Here is a 19,212-nt window from a genome sequence, read left to right as displayed (position 1 = left end):
AGTGCATTCTTTATTTTAATGGAACGTCGTTCGCCTTACCAGCATCAACACCTAAGCGTTGTAAGTAAGCAATTAAGGCTACAATTTCTTTACGAGGTGCAGTATCTGCTCCGTCGTTAATTAGACTTTCAGTAATCTCTTTTCCTTGTTTATCAAGGTCAGAAACTGCTTTATCTTCATATCCTTCTTCGTATGGTACACCCAAGTTTCTCATTAATGAGATTTGAGCTGGTACATCATCCACAGAAATATCATCTTCTAATAACCATGGGTACGAAGGCATGATAGAACCTGGAGACATTGAACCTGGATCAAGCATATGATTATAATGCCATGAATCTGGATATTTACCACCAACTCTAGCTAAATCTGGACCTGTACGTTTAGAACCCCATTGGAATGGATGGTCATAAACAAACTCACCTGATTTAGAATAAGGACCGTATCTTTCTGTTTCAGAACGGAAAGGACGAATCATTTGAGAGTGACATAAGTAACATCCTTCACGGATATAAATATCACGTCCTTTTAATTCTAATGGCGTATATGGTTTTACCGTTGAGATAGTTGGTGTATTTTCTTCTACAAGATATGTAGGTAAGAATTCAACTAAACCACCGATAGAAATTGCAATTGTAGATAAGATCGTCATTTGGATAGGGCGAGCCTCAATCCATTCATGCCATCTTTTTACTTTATGAGTACCTTGTAATGGAGGTGCACTTGCTTCTTCATCTCTTAATAAATTCCCAGAAATAGCCGTCTTATAATAGTTATATGCTGCTATTAATGCACCTACTAAGTAAAGTAAACCACCAAATGCTCTTAATGCATACATTGGAACAATTTGCGTTACTGTTTCTAAGAAGTTAGGGTATTTTAAGAATCCTTCAGGAGTAAATTCTTTCCACATTAATGATTGTACTAAACCAGCCCAATACATTGGAACTACATAGAATACAATACCTAAAGTACCTAACCAGAAGTGAACGTTTGCTAGCTTTAAAGAGTGTAATTTTGTACGGTAAATTTTTGGGAATAACCAATACAATACACCAAACGTTAAGAAACCATTCCATCCTAAAGCACCTACGTGAACGTGAGCAATTGTCCAGTCAGTGTAGTGCGTTATTGCATTTACGTTTTTGAAAGATAACATTGGACCTTCAAAAGTAGCCATACCATAAGCAGTAAGTGCTACAACCATAAATTTTAAGATTGGCTCTGTACGAACTTTATCCCAAGCACCACGAAGTGTCAATAGACCATTCAACATACCACCCCATGAAGGAGCAATCAACATTACAGAGAAAACTGTACCTAATGATTGAGCCCAATCTGGAAGAGCTGTATATAATAAGTGGTGAGGACCTGCCCAGATATATATAAATATCAACGACCAAAAGTGAATAATAGATAGCCTATAAGAATAAACTGGTCTATTTGCCGCTTTAGGCACGAAGTAATACATTAAACCTAAATAAGGAGTAGTTAAGAAGAATGCTACAGCATTGTGACCATACCACCATTGCACTAATGCATCTTGAACACCTGCAAATACAGAGTAAGAATTAAATAATGATAATGGTAATGATAAACTGTTTACAATGTGAAGAACAGCTACAGTAACAAATGTTGCTAAGTAGAACCAAATAGCTACATATAAGTGACGTTCTCGTCTCTTAACTAGAGTCATGATCATATTAAGACCAAAAACAACCCAGATAACTGCTATTGCAATGTCAATTGGCCATTCTAGTTCTGCATATTCTTTACCTTGAGTAAAACCTAAAGGTAACGTGATTAATGCTGCAAGAATGATTAATTGCCATCCCCAGAAATGTACTTTACCTAAAAGGTCGCTATACATTCTAGCTTTCACTAAACGTGGTAGTGAATAATAAACTCCGGCAAACATACCATTACCCACAAATGCAAAAATCACTGCATTTGTATGAAGAGGTCTAAGTCTACCAAATGTTAACCATGAAATTTCTCCAAGGTTAAAAATAGGGTTTGCTAATTGTAGCGCTATTAGTAGTCCTACGACCATACCGGCTACGCCCCAAAACATAGTTGCGATTGCAAAATTCTTTACAATCACGTTGTCGTACGCAAAGTGCTCTATGTTAGCGCTTGTCGTCCCTTTGTGCTGCTGTTCGTTGTCGATCATCTTCTTCGAATAATATTCGGATGCTTGGAGTGTAAGTATCTTCGTACTGATTTGATTTTACAGACCATATAAAAATGGCTAAGAATGTCAAAGCTATAATAAGGCTGATTCCGATCAATACAATGATTGCACTCATAAGATATTTTAAATAAAAGAGTTCCAATTAATATTGCACAAAGATAATTGTGATACACCACCTCATTACATGACTGTTGTCATCTTTTTGTATTGACTTTTGTCAATAAATCAAAATGCGATGAAGATACAGCAAAGAAAGGTTTACCACAGTAAACATGACTTACGTCATGTAGTAATATGCTTTATGCAATACCAAATAAATTTAGAGAGATATTTTCAAAAAAAAGGTGATAAATAACAGGTTAAAGAAGTTTTTTATATTTGCCTATGATTAGATTTTTTGGCGTTGTTATTTTATCATTCGCACTATTTGCTAGACTTTCTGAAGCAGTGATGCCTCTAGCAATATTTTATTCATTAATAACACCCTTATTAGGCATTTTGTTTTTGGGTTGTTTCATCTATGAAGTCAAAAACAAACAAAAAGGTTACCTAATAATTGCACTTATTTATTTAACTGGTGTTATTTCTATTCTAAGTGCTACCCTTCAATATTCTATAACATCAAAAACACAAAAATCATTCAGTGTAATGAGTTATAATGTCTCTGTTTTTAATGTTTATGCTTATCTGAATCATAATTATCTAGAATCTAAGAGGCTTATGAACTGGATAAAACAAGACAAAACAGACATTTATTGCTTTCAAGAGTATTATAACTGTGATACTCTAATGACGAAAGAAAACCCAGATAGACTATTTACAATAAATAAAAAGCTAGGAACGGAACAAGGGTACCAAGTATATGCTCCTCCTTTTCTTACAAATCATATTGGTGCTACTTTTGGATTGGCTATTTTTTCTAAATTCCCAATGGTACATACAGAAATGATAGATTTTAAACACCTTGGAGGCTCTACTACTAATGGAATACTCATCGCTGATCTAAAAATACCTCATCAAGATACTATACGCATTATCAACTGTCATTTACAATCTATCATACTTGATAATGGTGAGCCAACAAAAAACACATTTATAGATAAAAGTATCGCTAGTATTCAGAAAATACATAAAGGTGCGATTTTAAGAAGTAAACAAATTGACTTATTAACTGAGGTGATTAAAAAAAGTCCTTTTCCAGTTGTTGTCTGTGGAGATCTCAATGAATCTTCTTATGGATATGCGTATAGTCAACTTCAAAAGTTACTTACTAATGGGTTTGAAGCTAAAGGAAATGGATTTGGATTTACTTTAACCGCACTACCCTTCCGAATAGATCAATTGTTTTTTGATGATAATAGGTTAAAAATTGAATCTTTTGAAACAAATAACTCACAGAAGTACTCAGATCATTATCCAATTTCAGCACGATTATCATTTAAAAATTAAAAATTTATTTGTAGTCTTGAGTAAAGAAAGGATTTTTTATCTTTTTCTTTTACAGATTTGATTTAAACTTAGAAATATAAACATGAAGAAATCAACCCTTTTGGTCGGTTTAGCATTAGGAACTGCATTTTTCACAGGATGTAGCCACGAGAAAAAGACAGAAAAAAAAGAAATAGTTGTTCAGAAAAAAGTAAACAGTCTTGTTGAATATACAGACTTTACTTTAACAGCTAACACTAGTAACCTTTCTTCTAATCAGAAGAAAATGATCAAAAATATGATTGAGGTTGCTAAAATAATGGATAACATTTTTTGGAAACAGGCATATGGTGATAAAAATTCACTTATGGAGACACTTCCATCAAAAGAGCTTAAAGAATATGCGGCTATAAATTATGGCCCTTGGGATAGATTACAAGATAACAAGCCATTTATTGATGGTATTGCTAAAAAGCCTCTTGGGGCAAATTTCTACCCTCAAGATATGACTAAAGCTGAGTTTAAAGCATTAAAGAATAGTGATAAAACTAGTTTATATACAGTTATAAGAAGAGATTCTAGAGGTGAGTTAAAAGTTATTCCTTACTCTAAAGAATACAAAAATGAGTTGGAAACTGCCGCGTCTTTACTTTCAGAAGCTGCCCATTTAGCAAAAGACCCTGGCTTGAAAAAGTATTTAGATCTTAGAGCAAAAGCACTATTATCTAACGATTATTTCACTTCAGATTTAGCTTGGATGGATATGAAATCAAACCCAATTGATTTTGTAGTAGGCCCGATCGAAAATTATGAAGATAAGTTATTTGGTTACAAAACATCTTTTGAAGCCTATGTTCTAATTAAAGACATGAAATGGTCTAAAAAGTTAGAAAAGTACGCTTCATTTTTACCAGAATTACAAAAAGGATTACCTGTAAATAAAAAATATAAGTCTGAGATGCCTGGTACAGATTCTCAGTTAAATGCTTATGATGTTGTTTATTATGCTGGTGATTGTAATGCTGGTAGTAAAACAATTGCAATCAATCTTCCAAACGACGAAAGAGTACAAGAGCAAAAAGGTTCTCGTCGTCTGCAGTTAAAAAATGCAATGAGAGCAAAATTTGATAAGATACTATTACCTATCTCTGATGTTCTTATCGACCCTTCTCAACGTAATTTTGTTACTTTCGATGCATTCTTTGCCAACACAATGTTTCATGAAGTAGCACATGGCCTTGGAGTAAAAGAAACGATCAACGGAAAAGGTACAGTAAGAAAAGCACTGAAAGAGCATGCTTCGGCGTTAGAAGAAGGTAAAGCAGATATTCTTGGCTTATACATGGTTTCTCAGCTAAATAAGAAAGGAGAACTTGACGGTAATATGAAAGAATATTATACTACTTTTCTTGCTGGAATATTTAGATCAGTACGTTTTGGTGCAGCATCTGCTCATGGCGTTGCTAATATGATCCGTTTTAACTTCTTTAAGCAATATGGTGCTTTTGAATACAATTCTAAAACTGGGTTATATAAAGTGAATTATGCTAAAATGGAAGAAGCTATGAATGCTCTTTCTAGTAAAATTTTACAACTTCAAGGAGATGGAGATTACAACGGAGTCTCTAACCTTGTAAAAGAAATGGGTAGAATTACACCAGAACTTCAAAAAGATTTAGATAAAATTGATGATGCTAACATCCCTACAGATGTAGTATTCAACCAAGGGATTAAAGCCTTAGGTATATAATTTTAATTGTAGAGGTACTAATTATAGGTACCTCTACAATATTTCTATCTCATAATGAATGACATAAAAACAGGAGTTCTATTTTTTATAGAAAGAATTTGCATTATATCCACATACAGTGTAATATTGTAATGTCTTAAGAAAACGGACACAAACACGGGCGTAGCTCAGTTGGTAGAGTTACGGTCTCCAAAACCGCAGGTCGTGGGTTCGAATCCTACCGCCCGTGCTATAAACCACAAGTTCTTTAATAGAATTTGTGGTTTTTTTGTTTATACTGCATTTTTAAACCTTCCAATTTCACTTTTATAGAATGAGATATTTTGCAGAAGTTGCCTATTTAGGTACTAATTACCACGGATGGCAAGTACAACCTAATGCTAAAACTGTTCAAGGCAGATTAGATTTTGTGTTATCAAAAATATTGAGAACAGAAATTAATACTATTGGAAGCGGAAGAACAGACACTGGAGTACATTGTGCACAACAGTATGCTATGTTTGATTATGATGGAGATCTTGAAGGGCAAAATTTACTGCATAAAGTCAATTCATTCTTAGAACACGATATTGTAGTTAAAAGCCTTTGGCTAATGCAAAACGAAGCACACGCTCGCTTTGATGCTACAAAAAGAAGTTATCGATATGATATAACGTTAGAAAAAGACCCTTTTAGAATAGATACAGCATGGAGCTATTTCAGAACACCTGATATTAACAAACTTCAAGAAGCTGCTAAAATAATAATGGAGTTTGATGATTTTACAGCATTTTCTAAAAGAAGTGAAGATGTAAAAACACACATCTGTGATATTATGCAATGCTATTGGGTAAAAGAGGGCGTCCATTACACTTTCCATATTCAAGCAAATAGATTTCTAAGAGGAATGATTAGAATTATTGTTGGCAATATGATGGAAGTAGGTATGGGTAGAATGTCTTTAGATTATATGCGAGAAACATTACGTTCTATGGACAGACAACGTGCTGCTAAATACCTTGCTCCGGGCAAAGGGTTATTTCTTTCAGAGGTTTTATATCCTGACGATCTTTTCATCAAAAAAATTGAGGAATAAAGAGCACCCATTATTCTGTATCTAATGGATGCTTCTTTTATGCGTATCTGATTTTTAATTCAAATAACTATCTGCTGCGTTATTTCTACTCTCAACATGACTTTTTAATTCATCTATACCATTCTGAAAATCTGAGCTTGAATTTAAAAACGTATAGCCATCTTTTTCTGTTGCTGCATAAGGCGCTAATAGAGTAGCGTAATTATTATAAATCACATGCATTGTACTTGCACTAAATACACCATCATTAACTTCTTGTAAGAACGTTTGATACTGTGCTTTATATGTAGCATCTGCATATAAATAACTTATAAGTGGCCAATCTGAACTATTTAAATCAGAAAAATCTAAAGACAATGCTCCTCCCTGTTTTCCACTTTGTAAGGCTTCGTTATTATCCCAAGGAATCCAAGTCAACTTATCAGTCTCTGGATTATTATACATAAGGTAATTGTGTGTCATTTTACCATATGTGTCCCAATTCTGAATCAGCGTATTGACTGCTAGATATTTTAAAAATACAGGGACATCAAAAACTTCTTCTAAATCTGTTCTCCACGCTTCTGCATCAGTCAAACGTCTATCATCATGTAAGATTGAATACAATGCATTAACATCCGTCCAATCAAGGTCGTCTTCGTTTGTTTTCTTTATTAACTCCGTTTCATCATAAGTACCGTTAGCAAAACTAGCTGCATCTCCATCAGGTTTGTACAGGTTACCGTCATCGTCAGAAAACTGCGTTTCTATTACTGTGTCATCAACCTCTTCTACCAAAGTATATAAACCAAAGTAAACAGGTCCTTCGCCTGCATCTACATACAAAGTATAAAATGCAGTATGCGACCCTGCAAGCCCAGCACTTCTAAATAGATCTCCAGCCACTTTTTCTCTTACTAATGATTTGTCATCATAATTATTCTTTAGACTTAGCTTTTTAAAACCATAAAAACGTTGATTATCAATTTGAGGATAGTCATCTTCAAACTCATCAAAATCTAGTTTAAAAGAAAGCTTTAGGTTTCCACTTTTCCAAGTTGACATTAAGCTTGAGTTACCTTTAAACCTTATACCTACACGGTACCACTCTTTATCATCAAAAAATACTTCTGCAGGAACAAATGTAGGGTCTTCATCAGAAAAGCCACCACCAGGGCCTTGATTACCTCCTCCAAATGTCCCATACAATTCAGTCATGTTATCTAACATAACTTGCCATCTAGATGCTGTAACAACAATATCTAGCCTTTTTACTGTGTTTTCTTCAAACACTACATCAAAATTAGGGTCTGCAGATTTACTATGGGTAGCGTCTGTCCAATCTGTTGGTGTAAAAGTGGTATCTTCTAATACAAGATCCTCTTCTTCAACATCATCAAGAATTGATTCGACGTTGGTAGTTGTACAACTAAATACAAAAAAAGAGCACAGAATAAGTAACTGATTAGTTCGTTTCTTTAAATTCATAATTAATTTCTTTTACAATTTGACATATAATCAAGCGCTTCGTATTGTAATAGTAGTTTATAGTAGTACGCTTGATTGAGACGGTATTTAAAATGATGATTAGGTTTTGCACAGCATCACTTTATGATAACATCTAATCATTAAAAGGAAATGTAATAGTATTGTACTTATACTAAGTTCAAAAAAAGCACAAAAAAATCCCTTGATAACTTTTACGTCATCAAGGGATTTTATATATCAGTAATTTTATAAAGACTATGCTTTGTAAATTACTTTTTTAACAGCTTCTATAGTGCGTTCAACATTAGGAAGAATTTCTTCGATTAATGTAGGTGCATATGGAAGAGGTACATCTTTATTTGTAATTCTAACAACAGGAGAATCTAAATAATCAAAAGCATGTAATTGAACGTGATGTGCAATCTCTGATGAGATAGATGCTAAAGGCCAAGCCTCTTCAAGAACAACTAAACGATTTGTTTTCTTTACAGACTTTAAGATACAATCAAAATCGATTGGTCTTACAGTACGTAAATCGATTACTTCACATTCGATACCTTCTTTTGCTAATGAGTCAGCAGCTTGATTAGCTATTTTCATCATTTTACCAAAAGAAACTAATGTAACGTCTGCACCTTCTCTTACAAGGTCTGCAACACCAATTGGAATAACATATTCGCTTTCTGGTACTTCACCTTTATCAGCATACATTACTTCAGACTCCATAAAGATAACCGGATCGTTATCTCTAATAGATGCTTTAAGTAAACCTTTTGCATCTTTAGGATTAGAAGGTACAACTACTTTTAAACCTGGAGTATTTGCATACCAGTTTTCAAAGTTTTGTGAGTGCTGAGCACCTAATTGTCCAGCGTTACCAGTTGGTCCACGGAATACCATTGGAGCAGAATACTGCCCACCTGACATTGAATGGATTTTTGCTGCACTGTTAATTATTTGGTCAATTGCTACCAACGAGAAGTTGAATGTCATAAATTCAACAATTGGACGTGTACCGTTCATTGCTGCACCAACACCAATACCTGCAAAACCAAGTTCTGCGATAGGAGTATCAATAACTCTATCTGGACCAAATTCGTCCAACATACCTTGAGTTACTTTATATGCGCCATTGTATTCGGCAACTTCCTCACCCATGATAAAGACATCTTTGTCACGACGCATTTCTTCTTGCATCGCCTCTCTAAGTGCCTCTCTGAATTGAATTTCTCTCATTACTTATTAAAAGTCTGGCTAATTATATCAGTATTTTCGTTTTCGGTTGCCAAGATAGTAAGTTTTCGTCTATTTTTTAAAAGTTATCATTAATAATTGACGTTGCTCAAATTATACCTAATACTTTTTACACAATAACGATCAACTTTTACTTTTCGCAATCAAAAAAGTCATTCTACAAATTGAATTGTAAAATGACTTTTTCTATATTTTTTTAGATAATCACGCTGCTTATTTTACAGTTATGATATTACCAATATTAGTTGCATCCCATTGGTATTTAATACCTTTATCTTTAAGGATTTTTTCAATTTGAACTTTTAAAACGTTATAGTCTACACGAGCTCTTTTTACATTGTCTTGCTCATTTTTCAATTTGCTCTTCTCCAATTTCAAATCAGATTCTAAACCTCTTGCCTTTACCTCAAAAGCATAAGCTTGTGAATTTGCTTTACCTAACTCACTCTTAAATCTATTTGACTCATCTGATTTTCTTTGATAGTCAGCAATACCTTTAAGTTCTGCTGCTTTCATTTTATTGTAACGAACTAGATAAGCATCTTGATTAATCTTACTGTTTTTCTTTGCTGTCTCTAACTCTTTAGAAACAGTTTCATAATTTAATTTAGTCTGCTTTAAAGTATGTTTTAAATTACTTACTTCTTGATCTAAAACAGCTTTATCACTTAAATTATCGTAATATTTTTTAGCTAGATCTTTATCTGTTGCACCTGCTGTTAATTGAGATTGTAAAGTTGTAATTTGATCATATAGATCACTCATTATTTTTTTAAGATCTTTTTCTCTTTCCTGCTGTAAATCAAGTTCATTGTCTAATGTTTTTACCTGAGACACTGCACCTTCGTATTGTCTTTTTAGCATTTCATCACCACTAGATGCTAACATAGTTGCTTCTAACTCTTCATATTTTTCTGTAATTTCTGCAACTTCCATAGCTGCCGTTTCTGGTTCTGAAACTTCAACACCTTCTTTTAATTTCTTTAATGTTTCTAACAATTCCTCATTTTGCATTGTTAGTTCATCTATTTTTTTCTGACTCGCAACCGTATATGATTGATTTAATTTTGAAGATGATTCAATTTCATTTTCTTGTTTATCCTTATCACATGAAAACAATAAAGCAACAATCGAGACAGATAATAATATTTTTTTCATAGTTATTTTATTTGGGGTCTTTTATTTTAATGAGCAATTGATTATCAATAAACAACGAACAGTTTACCTTAATATCTATTACACTTTTAAAACAGCTGAACCTCTATATTCGACAATAGTAGCAATACAACAATTGTGAATAACCTAAATTACAACATGAAAGAGCTTTAGAGATTGAATAATCTATTTTTAAAATAATGGACAAAAAAAAGCCATTCTAGAGTTTCCTCTAGAATGGCTTTTGAGATTTTATATATCTACAAACTACTTAGTAGCAGCTTGGAAATCTGCGTTATCCCATAAGCTGAAGAACTCAAGGTCCTGAGCAGCTTTAGTTTTCAAATCACCAGAAGCTTTGATCTCTTTAATAGCATCATCAGCTTTTGATTGTCTAGCAGCAACGATAGCAGCACCGTAGTGAGCCCACTCGCTGTCTTTAGCATTGATAGACTCAGCAAAAGCAGAAGAAGCTTGAGAGTAATCAGATGCACCAGACTTAGAAGCTTGTAATAGGTAAGCTAAACCTTTGTTGTAAAGAACACCAGAATCGTCTCCAGCAGAAGATAAGTACTGAATAGCACCATCATAATCGCCTTCTTCGATTGCAACATATCCTTTAACAGCGTTAACTGTTGCAGCTACTTGAGGGTTGCTAGAAGCAGCAGCCTTCTCAATGTCAGCTTGAGCACCAGCTACATCACCTTTTAATAACTTAGCACCTGCAAGGTTAGCATAAGCTTCAGGAAGACTTTCTGACTTAGCAGCAGTCTCAAAGTGAGGAATTGCTTTTTCAACTAATGCCATAGCAGCATCTGCATCTTTAGCTTCTTTTGCTTGAGCAAAGAAAGTTGCACCTAAGTTGTTATGAGCAATTGCACTGTCGTCTTTACGTACAGCAGCTTCGTAAATTTTTACTTTTGCATCTAAATCCGAAGATAAGTTTGCAGCGTAAAGTAACTCAGGAGTAGTTAATGAGTCTAAGCCCATTTGACCTTCAGAGATACTTGCAGCACGAGACTGAATCTCAGCATCAGTAAGCTTATCTTTGATCTGTAAGATCTCAGATTTAGCATTACGTAATGGTGGGTATACGTAACGGAATAATTTTTTGTAAGAAGCAAGTGATTGTAATTTCAATTGCTTAGATACGAAATCACCAGAACCGTTTACTACTGAAAGAACTTCGTCTTTTTCAGAATCAGTAAATTTATCTGAGTCTTTCAAGATTGCTTTAAACGCAGTCCAGTTTTCAACAACTGGCTTAGTTACAAATTGAGGAGCTTCATCCTCAGCAACCTTATATTTTTTCATTAACGATGAGTAGTAAGCTTCAACCGCCTCAGGACGTTTGTTTGCTAACTTTGTATTCGCTTCAGTAGAACCCTCTGGAGAGTGAGAACCTGTAATAGTTACAGTTTTTGTTGGGTTAGCAGCAGATACATAGTTTGTTAACTCTTTACCTTCTGCACCACGCTTCTCAGAAGAACGTAATACTGATGAACCTTGCATGAAGAAGAAATCTACGTTAGTAGGGATATACTCTTCAGCATTGTTGTAACCGTGATCTGCATAGTTAGCAATGAATGTAGGTTGTACATTCTTCACAGTTGTAATAACACCTTGACCTTGGCCATTAGGCATTGCAGCGAAAGCACCATCGTTACTTTCTTTTACTTTTTCATTTTTTACTTTAGTCGCACGACCTAAGTATTCTAATTGTCCTCTTTGGAACTTATCCTCATAAGCAAAAGCCATGTGCTCGCTTAATGCAGGAGTAGCTTCAGGAGCATCTGCATAATCGTCTCCGTTGAAACTTACCACACCAACTTCGATAGGTTCTGCATCGTTAGGGTTGTATTGTACTACAACATCATACGTGTAACCTTTCTTTAAAAGTTTAGGAGGTAACTTAGTTTCAATATCAAAAACTACAGAATCACCGTGTAATTCAAGCGGTGAAGGATTTATTGTCATCCCTTGTTCCTCTGCCATCTTGTTTACATCCACATTCGAACAGTTTGTGAAAAACAAGGTGCCTGCAGCAAGAACTGTAGACAATGCACTAGTGTATTTGTTCATAATCGTCATCCAAAATTTATTCTATTCCTAGAAATCGCAATTTACCTGTCAATTGCCAAAATTCATCTTTACAGTACAAATCTTAACTTTTTTTAGAACTTTTAATTAAAAAAAAGAATAGATTGATATAATTTTAGCATTTTAGTCAGCTGAAATTTCAGTTTGCAAAGATATACTATTCATAATTAGGTAAGTGTAACGCAATATCATTATTTTAAAACATTAACAAATTATAATATTTATGAATACCCTTTTATTTCAAAAATTCATTGAGAAGCATGCATTTGGGGTTTGTAGTAAGCTTGGAAAAAAGCTTAATATTGCCTCAAACAGTATCCGTTTATACTTTATTTATGCTTCCTTATTCACTTTTGGTTCACCTATTATTTTATACTTTTCTTTACACTTTTTTATCAATATTAGAAAGTACATTAGACAATCTCAAAATGTTAGAGAAAAGCTCTTTTAACTCCAATCTTTGAGGTGGTCAAATGTTGTATGTTTCTTTAAAAAGTATTCTTTCACAATCATGTGATCATATACTTCTTTAAAGTCAATTCGTTTAACTTTCACTTTCTTTCTCTGTTTTACTAAGTAGGGTAAAGTGAGGTAGAAATCCCTATGTGCTTTTAAAATACTCCAGAAGTTTGCCAATTCCATTCTTAATAAGAAACGAATTCCGGCAACGCCATCTAATATCATTCTAAAAAATAGAACGGATAACAACTTAGAAGCTGGTAAATTTTTAAAGAGTAAAAACAAACCATTTCGAAAATTGAGGTATGTTTTTTTAGGGTTTTCACGACTTAACGTCCCTCCCCCAACATGGTAAACTTCTGATGTGCAGACAGCCTTAATTTTATAACCGGCACTTTTTAATCTCCAACAAAGGTCTATTTCTTCCATGTGAGCAAAAAACTTATCATCTAAACCTTCAAATTCATGATATAAGTCTGCTCTAATAAATAAACAAGCACCTGTAGCCCAAAAAATATCAATTGTGCTATTATACTGCCCTTTATCTTCTTCCAACGTATGCATTATGCGTCCTCTACAGAACGGATAGCCCATATAATCCATGAATCCACCGGCAGCACCTGCGTGTTCAAAATATTTTTTATCCGAGAAAAGTTTAATTTTTGGTTGGCAAGCGGCAACTTCTGGAGAAGTTTCCATCAGTTCTAATAATGGTGTTACCCAACCTTTAGGTACTTCAATATCAGAATTTAGAAGTACAAAATATTTTGCTTTAACTTGTTCAAGAGCCTTATTATAACCTCCAGTAAAACCGTAGTTTTTATCAAGAATTATTGTGCGTACTTGAGGGTAATTATCTTTCAGCCAAGGTAATGAATCATCTGTAGATCCATTATCAGCAATAATTACTTCTGCCCCATCACTATTATTCAACACTGATGGTAAAAATTTTTCTAAAAACTTTTTACCATTATAATTAAGTATAACAACTGCTACTTCATTATAAGGTAAATTCTTTGTTGGCTCCATATCTGTCAACAAACTTGTCTGATAGTTTATTTGTTTGTTTAAAAAGAAATTGACAAGGCGAACCTTGTCAATTTATCTAACCCAAATTCCCGAAATCCATTCCTGGAATATTTGGCATCATTCCTTTAGTGGTTTTCATTAGGCGTTCTTGTCCTTTCTGATCTGCCTCTGCAATAGCTTTATTTACTGCTGCAATAACCAAATCTTGTAGCATTTCACGATCTTCTTCTTTACATAATAAAGGATCGATTTCTAACTTAATGACTTGTTTTTTTGCGTTAGCAGTTGCACGAACCATTCCTCCTCCTGCATCTGCTTCTGCTGTTACATTCACTAACTCTTCTTGTGCTAGTTTTAATTTTTCTTGAACATCTTTAAGTTGTCCAAACATATTGCTAAAATCCATACTATATCGATTTATGTGAGGTTAAATATAAACACAAACAGCAAAGCACTCTTAGAGTGTCTTTGCTGTTTGCTATTTTATGAAATAAATGGAGTTGTAAATCTAACTTAAGCTACTCTTAAGTTTTTTGCGTGAGATGAGCTTTCAAATTTCAATGAAGCATATTCTCTATCCACAACAAATTTATCAATTTTCTCTTCGCCTGATGGGATTTCGTACATTGCATCTAGCATAATTGCTTCTAAGATACTACGTAACCCTCTTGCTCCTAGATCGTATTCCATTGCTTTATCAACAATGTAATCTAATGCATCACCAGTAATTTCTAACTCGACATCCTCCATTGCAAACAATTTTTGATATTGTTTAATCAATGCGTTCTTCGGTTCTGTTAGAATACTTCTTAATGCTGCTCTATCTAAAGGCTTTAAGTATGTAACTAATGGCAAACGACCAATAAGTTCTGGAATGATACCAAAACGTTTTAAGTCTTGAGCTGTTACAAACTCTAATAACTCTTCTTTATCTAGTACTGGTAGATCTTCTTTCTTGCCTGCAAATCCGATAGGACGTGTATTTAATCTAGAAGCAATCATATCTGCAATTCCTGCAAATGCACCACCACAGATAAACAATATGTTTTCTGTATTTACTGAAATCAGTTTTTGTTCTGGGTGCTTACGTCCTCCTTGAGGTGGAACGTTTACAATAGAACCTTCTAATAATTTCAATAATGCTTGCTGTACACCTTCACCACTTACATCACGAGTGATTGATGGGTTATCAGATTTACGAGCAATTTTATCAATTTCATCAATGTAAACAATACCACGTTCAGCTTGCTCAACATTATAGTCTGCAGCTTGTAATAAGCGTGTTAAAATTGTTTCTACATCTTCACCAACATACCCTGCCTCTGTAATTACAGTTGCATCTGCTATACAGAATGGTACTTGCAATGCTTTTGCTAATGTTTTAGCTAACAAAGTTTTACCAGTACCCGTATTTCCAGTCATGATAATATTTGATTTTTCAATCACGATATCATCAGGATCTGATTTTTGATTTAGACGTTTATAGTGGTTATATACAGCTACAGATAATACTCTTTTTGCTTTATCTTGACCAATAATATATTCATCAAGATGTTTTTTCATTTCTGCAGGTGTTTTCAGAGCAAATTCAGACGACTCCTCATCTTTTTTACGAGGTTTTCTTTCCTCCATTAAGATTTGGTGTACTTGCTCAATACAGTTATTACATATTTGGGCGTTCTGGCCTGAAACCATTAATTCAACCGTGTCTTTCGGTGCGCCACAAAATGAACAGAAATTACCTTTCATTTATTCTCTCCTTGCCTTTTCTCTCCTAAATGATGAAGAGATCCCTTCTCTTCACAGAAACATCTTAATAATCAAGATGTTTATTCATATAATTAAAGTGCAAGTTACATATTTAATTGCACTTTTATACAATGAGTAAGAGGGAAATGTACAAACACTTCCCTCTTCTAATTATTCATTCACACTATTTGCAAAATTTTAATTTATGATAAACACTTATTGTTATCAAATAAAGATTATTACAAATAGAAAAATGATTATTTATTACTTATCGTCTGGCTTTCTAGTCAATACTTCATCGATTAGACCATATTCCTTAGCTGTTTGTGCACGCATCCAGTAATCACGGTCAGAATCTTGCCATACTTTATCATAAGGTTGTCCTGAATGTTTTGCTAGAATTTCGTACAACTCCTTCTTTAATTTTTGAATCTCACGAGCTGTGATTTCAATATCAGAAGCTTGACCTTGAGCACCTCCTAATGGTTGGTGGATCATGATTCTTGAATGTGGAAGTGCAGCTCTTTTACCTTCAGCACCACCTGCTAATAACACAGCACCCATAGATGCAGCAAGACCTGTACAGATTGTTGCAACGTCTGGACGTACATACTGCATAGTATCATACATACCTAAACCAGCATATACAGAACCACCAGGGCTATTGATATACATCAAGATATCTTTTTTAGCATCAAGTGACTCTAAAAATAGTAATTGAGCAATCACAATATTTGAAATATTATCATCTACTTGAGTACCCATAAAAATGATACGGTCAGCGATTAGACGAGAGAATACATCAATTTCTGCAAATCGACGATCACGCTCTTCAATTACTGTACGCGTCATGTTTTCAAAATTACCAATATAGCTATCCATGTGAAGGCTTGAAATGCCTTGATCTTTCATGGCAAATTTCTTGAATTCGTTCTTAAAGTCCATATATTAAAATTTTATGAGTTTTCGCTTATTAGTAATGATTTTCTAATAAAAAACGTTTTATCAGAGGGATTTTTTATACTTCCCTATACAAATATAAAATAATACCGTTACGAGAGAAGAAAAATCTTTACTGATTAGTGTTTTTTTTGAAGTTTTTTCGAAAAAATTCACCTTCTACCAAAAGCTCTTCCAACTTTAATTGATAAACTCACAAAAATTATCTTTGCATTTCCGTTTCTTTCGATAAAGTAATAAGCATCATTGAAACTATTTACCAGTACCGGAAGATTTGTATCGGTTAATACAGAAGAAAAGTTTTTAGCAAACTCATGGGCTTCTTGATCTAGCCTCACAACTGCATCAGCTTCGTTCTTAATAAGCATTGCCTCTCTTAGTAAAGTAAGTCCAAATTTAAAAAAGTTCTTCTGCCCTTCTTTTCCTAGTTTATTGAACTCTTCAGACCACTGTGTAATAATTTCAGTATAGCTTGCTTTAAAACAAGACCTCATCCAAGATTTAAACAAATGCTCACTCTGGTCGGGAACATCCGAAGCTATTCTTAATGCCTCTCTTATATTCCCATCAGAAAGAAATGCAACCCTCTTTGCCTTTTCAGGCTCCATATCTTGGCTTACCAAGAAAGAGGTCAAATCTTCATCACTAGGCGTAGGAACATATATTTTTTGTGTTCTTGATAAGATTGTTGCAATTAATTTCTCTGCATCATTCGTTACCATAAAGAACAATGTCTTTTCTGGTGGCTCTTCTAATATCTTTAAAACAGCATTTGCCGCAGGTGCTTGCATTAATTCTGGCATCCATATTAATACAATTTTATATCCACCTTGATGTGCTTTAACAGATAATGCTTTTATTATTTCTCGACTTTCCTGACGAGTGATTATAGCTTGTTTATTTTCTCCACCAATATGATCTACCCAATCGGCTACATTTTTATAAAGTCCATTTTCTTCGGTTATAAACGACCTCCAATCTGGTAAAAATTTTTCTGTTGTAGCTTGGTCTCTTTTCGTCACTTTCTTTGTTACTGCTGTTGGCAACACAAAGTGAAGATCTGGATACATTAATTTTGCCGCATTCCTACACGATCTACATGTACCACAAGCATCCTCAGGAGTTGGGTTCTCACAATTTAAGTAAGTAGCATAAGCAAGTGCTACTCCTAACTGAGCCCCTCCTTCTTTTCCTATAAATAATTGAGCATGAGCAACTTTTTTTTGCTCTGCAACTTGAATCAATAATTTCTTAACGTCTGACGCTCCGGGTACTTGTGCAAAAAGCATGAAATTCGGTTTAATTAAAACTAAGACAAAGTTCGATGAATCATTGATTTTTACAAGTATTTTTATCTTTATTTACTCTCTAACTAATTGGAAAGACAAACCATTAACTTCTTATTCACTTAAAGTAAGATTGATCATAAAAAAAACGTACTCCTTACTATTTAAAGAGTACGTTTAGCATTTATCTTATTCGTGTGCCAAGTGATAAATATTGTCAGTATCATTGGGGTTATAACCCGCCTGTACTGCACTTTTATAAGACACACAGCTAGTCATTCCCATCATAAACAAGAGTAGTAGCAGTAGTTTTAGATATTTCATAGTGTTATATTATTTTTGATAATCAGCGTAGAGCGTGACTTCTACTTCTCTAAAGTTAACAATTGTTCACATGTTTTACAAACTTATCGTAACACATGTGAACCTTACAAGGCGAAGAAAACGATTATATCGGCTTTGTTTGTACCTTTGTGAAAATTGATAAAATTATTAAATCAGATATTAAATAGTTCATCATGCGTATAGATATCATATCATGTGTTCCTAAACTTTTAGATAGTCCATTTTCTCACTCTATTTTACAGAGAGCAAATGATAAAGCACTTTCTGAAGTTCATGTTCATGACTTAAGAAAGTATGCTAATAATAAGCACAATAGAATAGATGATTATGCTTATGGACATGGTGCAGGTATGGTAATAATGGCTGATCCTATTTTTAATTGTATTAATGATTTAAAAAAGGAACGAGATTATCAAGAGGTAATTTACATGACACCTGATGGTGAAGTTTTTAATCAACAAATTGCTAATCACCTTTCTATTTCTTGTGAAAACATTATTATTTTATGTGGTCATTACAAAGGGATTGATCAAAGGGTACGTGATGAAATAATTACTAGAGAAATTAGCATTGGAGATTATGTACTATCTGGAGGCGAACTTGCTGCTGCAATTGTTGCAGATGCTGTAATTCGTGTTTTACCAGGAGTTCTAGGTGATGAGACATCAGCATTAACTGATTCTTTCCAAGATGGTTTGTTAGCACCTCCTGTTTATACAAGACCTAAAGAATGGAAAGGACAAGAAGTTCCTGACATTCTATTATCTGGCCATGAATCTAAAATTGATGAGTGGCGTTTAGAGGAATCTGTAAAACGTACTCAACTACGTAGACCTGATTTATGGGATAACTATTTAAAAGCTCATCCTGACGTGAAGGAAACGAAGACTAAGAAGAAAAAATAATTATATAAGTAAAAAGGCAATCAAGAAGATCACTTCAAGATTGCCTTTTTTAGTAT

16 protein-coding genes and 1 tRNA gene are annotated in these 19,212 nt (G+C 33.9%); 6 read left to right on the top strand and 11 right to left on the bottom strand.

Annotation, left to right across the window (positions count from 1 at the left end; translation table 11 throughout):
* Positions 1–10: 10 nt before the first annotated feature.
* Both ccoN and ccoS read right to left on the bottom strand, forming a co-directional pair.
* Positions 11–2,173, bottom strand: a complete 2,163-nt coding sequence (ccoN, locus tag EI427_RS01015) for a cytochrome-c oxidase, cbb3-type subunit I (protein WP_126610809.1) — start codon at positions 2,171–2,173, stop codon at positions 11–13.
* On the bottom strand, positions 2,130–2,309 hold the full coding sequence (gene ccoS / locus EI427_RS01010) for a cbb3-type cytochrome oxidase assembly protein CcoS (protein WP_126610808.1): 180 nt from the start codon (positions 2,307–2,309) through the stop codon (positions 2,130–2,132). The genes ccoN and ccoS overlap by 44 nt, the downstream gene beginning before the upstream one ends.
* Positions 2,310–2,578: 269 nt before the next feature.
* Here ccoS and EI427_RS01005 point away from each other — a divergent pair, with 269 nt between their 5' ends.
* The 4 genes from EI427_RS01005 to truA all read left to right on the top strand — a co-directional run bounded on the left by EI427_RS01005 (position 2,579) and on the right by truA (position 6,447).
* Entirely contained in the window at positions 2,579–3,643 is a 1,065-nt protein-coding gene (locus tag EI427_RS01005) for an endonuclease/exonuclease/phosphatase family protein (RefSeq protein ID WP_126610807.1), read from the top strand.
* Between the two features lie 82 nt (positions 3,644–3,725).
* On the top strand, positions 3,726–5,372 hold the full coding sequence (locus EI427_RS01000; RefSeq protein WP_126610806.1) for a dipeptidyl-peptidase 3 family protein: 1,647 nt from the start codon (positions 3,726–3,728) through the stop codon (positions 5,370–5,372).
* Between the two features lie 156 nt (positions 5,373–5,528).
* Positions 5,529–5,601, top strand: a tRNA-Trp gene (locus EI427_RS00995).
* A gap of 84 nt (positions 5,602–5,685) precedes the next feature.
* A complete protein-coding gene (gene truA / locus EI427_RS00990) occupies positions 5,686–6,447 on the top strand; it encodes a tRNA pseudouridine(38-40) synthase TruA (RefSeq protein ID WP_126610805.1) in 762 nt (253 codons plus the stop codon).
* Positions 6,448–6,501: 54 nt separating this feature from the next.
* Here truA and EI427_RS00985 read toward each other — a convergent pair whose 3' ends face one another.
* The 4 genes from EI427_RS00985 to EI427_RS00970 all read right to left on the bottom strand — a co-directional run bounded on the left by EI427_RS00985 (position 6,502) and on the right by EI427_RS00970 (position 12,405).
* On the bottom strand, positions 6,502–7,914 hold the full coding sequence (locus EI427_RS00985; RefSeq protein WP_126610804.1) for a CotH kinase family protein: 1,413 nt from the start codon (positions 7,912–7,914) through the stop codon (positions 6,502–6,504).
* 255 nt (positions 7,915–8,169) lie between these two features.
* A complete protein-coding gene (locus EI427_RS00980) occupies positions 8,170–9,150 on the bottom strand; it encodes a pyruvate dehydrogenase complex E1 component subunit beta (RefSeq protein ID WP_126610803.1) in 981 nt (326 codons plus the stop codon).
* Between the two features lie 231 nt (positions 9,151–9,381).
* On the bottom strand, positions 9,382–10,326 hold the full coding sequence (locus EI427_RS00975; protein WP_126610802.1) for a hypothetical protein: 945 nt from the start codon (positions 10,324–10,326) through the stop codon (positions 9,382–9,384).
* A gap of 264 nt (positions 10,327–10,590) precedes the next feature.
* Positions 10,591–12,405: a tetratricopeptide repeat protein gene (locus tag EI427_RS00970; RefSeq protein ID WP_170178359.1), complete on the bottom strand. Its 1,815-nt coding sequence runs from the start codon at positions 12,403–12,405 to the stop codon at positions 10,591–10,593.
* Positions 12,406–12,646: 241 nt separating this feature from the next.
* Between EI427_RS00970 and EI427_RS26425 the strand changes: the two genes are divergently transcribed.
* Complete coding sequence (locus EI427_RS26425; protein ID WP_126610800.1) at positions 12,647–12,874, top strand: PspC domain-containing protein; 228 nt, start codon at positions 12,647–12,649, stop codon at positions 12,872–12,874.
* Here the strand turns inward: EI427_RS26425 and EI427_RS00960 are convergent.
* From EI427_RS00960 to EI427_RS00940, 5 genes are all read right to left on the bottom strand, one after another.
* Entirely contained in the window at positions 12,871–13,911 is a 1,041-nt protein-coding gene (locus EI427_RS00960) for a glycosyltransferase family 2 protein (protein WP_126610799.1), read from the bottom strand. The genes EI427_RS26425 and EI427_RS00960 overlap by 4 nt on opposite strands.
* A gap of 76 nt (positions 13,912–13,987) precedes the next feature.
* Complete coding sequence (locus tag EI427_RS00955) at positions 13,988–14,317, bottom strand: YbaB/EbfC family nucleoid-associated protein (protein ID WP_126610798.1); 330 nt, start codon at positions 14,315–14,317, stop codon at positions 13,988–13,990.
* 107 nt (positions 14,318–14,424) lie between these two features.
* Positions 14,425–15,660, bottom strand: coding sequence for an ATP-dependent Clp protease ATP-binding subunit ClpX (clpX, locus tag EI427_RS00950; RefSeq protein WP_126610797.1), 1,236 nt, complete (start codon positions 15,658–15,660; stop codon positions 14,425–14,427).
* 264 nt (positions 15,661–15,924) lie between these two features.
* Positions 15,925–16,605: a ClpP family protease gene (locus tag EI427_RS00945; protein ID WP_126610796.1), complete on the bottom strand. Its 681-nt coding sequence runs from the start codon at positions 16,603–16,605 to the stop codon at positions 15,925–15,927.
* A gap of 167 nt (positions 16,606–16,772) precedes the next feature.
* On the bottom strand, positions 16,773–17,909 hold the full coding sequence (locus EI427_RS00940; RefSeq protein WP_126610795.1) for a DNA polymerase III subunit: 1,137 nt from the start codon (positions 17,907–17,909) through the stop codon (positions 16,773–16,775).
* A 515-nt stretch (positions 17,910–18,424) separates the two neighbouring features.
* On the opposite strand from EI427_RS00940, the gene trmD reads away from it, so the two are divergent.
* Positions 18,425–19,156, top strand: a complete 732-nt coding sequence (gene trmD, locus EI427_RS00935) for a tRNA (guanosine(37)-N1)-methyltransferase TrmD (protein WP_126610794.1) — start codon at positions 18,425–18,427, stop codon at positions 19,154–19,156.
* Positions 19,157–19,212: the final 56 nt, after the last annotated feature.

The organism is Flammeovirga pectinis (assembly GCF_003970675.1).
In the GTDB taxonomy this organism is placed as follows: Bacteria; Bacteroidota; Bacteroidia; order Cytophagales; family Flammeovirgaceae; genus Flammeovirga; species Flammeovirga pectinis.
This window is presented reverse-complemented; position numbering and strand designations above follow the sequence as displayed.

Excerpts from the sequence above, each read along its gene's own strand:
- EI427_RS00955 (WP_126610798.1), bottom strand. The coding sequence starts at position 14,317 with ATGGATTTTAGCAATATGTTTGGACAACTTAAAGATGTTCAAGAAAAA.
- EI427_RS00980 (WP_126610803.1), bottom strand. The coding sequence starts at position 9,150 with ATGAGAGAAATTCAATTCAGAGAGGCACTTAGAGAGGCGATGCAAGAA.
- EI427_RS00960 (WP_126610799.1), bottom strand. The coding sequence starts at position 13,911 with ATGGAGCCAACAAAGAATTTACCTTATAATGAAGTAGCAGTTGTTATA.
- ccoS (WP_126610808.1), bottom strand. The coding sequence starts at position 2,309 with ATGAGTGCAATCATTGTATTGATCGGAATCAGCCTTATTATAGCTTTG.
- truA (WP_126610805.1), top strand. The coding sequence starts at position 5,686 with ATGAGATATTTTGCAGAAGTTGCCTATTTAGGTACTAATTACCACGGA.
- clpX (WP_126610797.1), bottom strand. The coding sequence starts at position 15,660 with ATGAAAGGTAATTTCTGTTCATTTTGTGGCGCACCGAAAGACACGGTT.
- EI427_RS00975 (WP_126610802.1), bottom strand. The coding sequence starts at position 10,326 with ATGAAAAAAATATTATTATCTGTCTCGATTGTTGCTTTATTGTTTTCA.
- trmD (WP_126610794.1), top strand. The coding sequence starts at position 18,425 with ATGCGTATAGATATCATATCATGTGTTCCTAAACTTTTAGATAGTCCA.
- EI427_RS26425 (WP_126610800.1), top strand. The coding sequence starts at position 12,647 with ATGAATACCCTTTTATTTCAAAAATTCATTGAGAAGCATGCATTTGGG.
- EI427_RS00985 (WP_126610804.1), bottom strand. The coding sequence starts at position 7,914 with ATGAATTTAAAGAAACGAACTAATCAGTTACTTATTCTGTGCTCTTTT.
- EI427_RS01005 (WP_126610807.1), top strand. The coding sequence starts at position 2,579 with ATGATTAGATTTTTTGGCGTTGTTATTTTATCATTCGCACTATTTGCT.
- ccoN (WP_126610809.1), bottom strand. The coding sequence starts at position 2,173 with ATGATCGACAACGAACAGCAGCACAAAGGGACGACAAGCGCTAACATA.
- EI427_RS00945 (WP_126610796.1), bottom strand. The coding sequence starts at position 16,605 with ATGGACTTTAAGAACGAATTCAAGAAATTTGCCATGAAAGATCAAGGC.
- EI427_RS00970 (WP_170178359.1), bottom strand. The coding sequence starts at position 12,405 with ATGAACAAATACACTAGTGCATTGTCTACAGTTCTTGCTGCAGGCACC.
- EI427_RS00940 (WP_126610795.1), bottom strand. The coding sequence starts at position 17,909 with ATGCTTTTTGCACAAGTACCCGGAGCGTCAGACGTTAAGAAATTATTG.
- EI427_RS01000 (WP_126610806.1), top strand. The coding sequence starts at position 3,726 with ATGAAGAAATCAACCCTTTTGGTCGGTTTAGCATTAGGAACTGCATTT.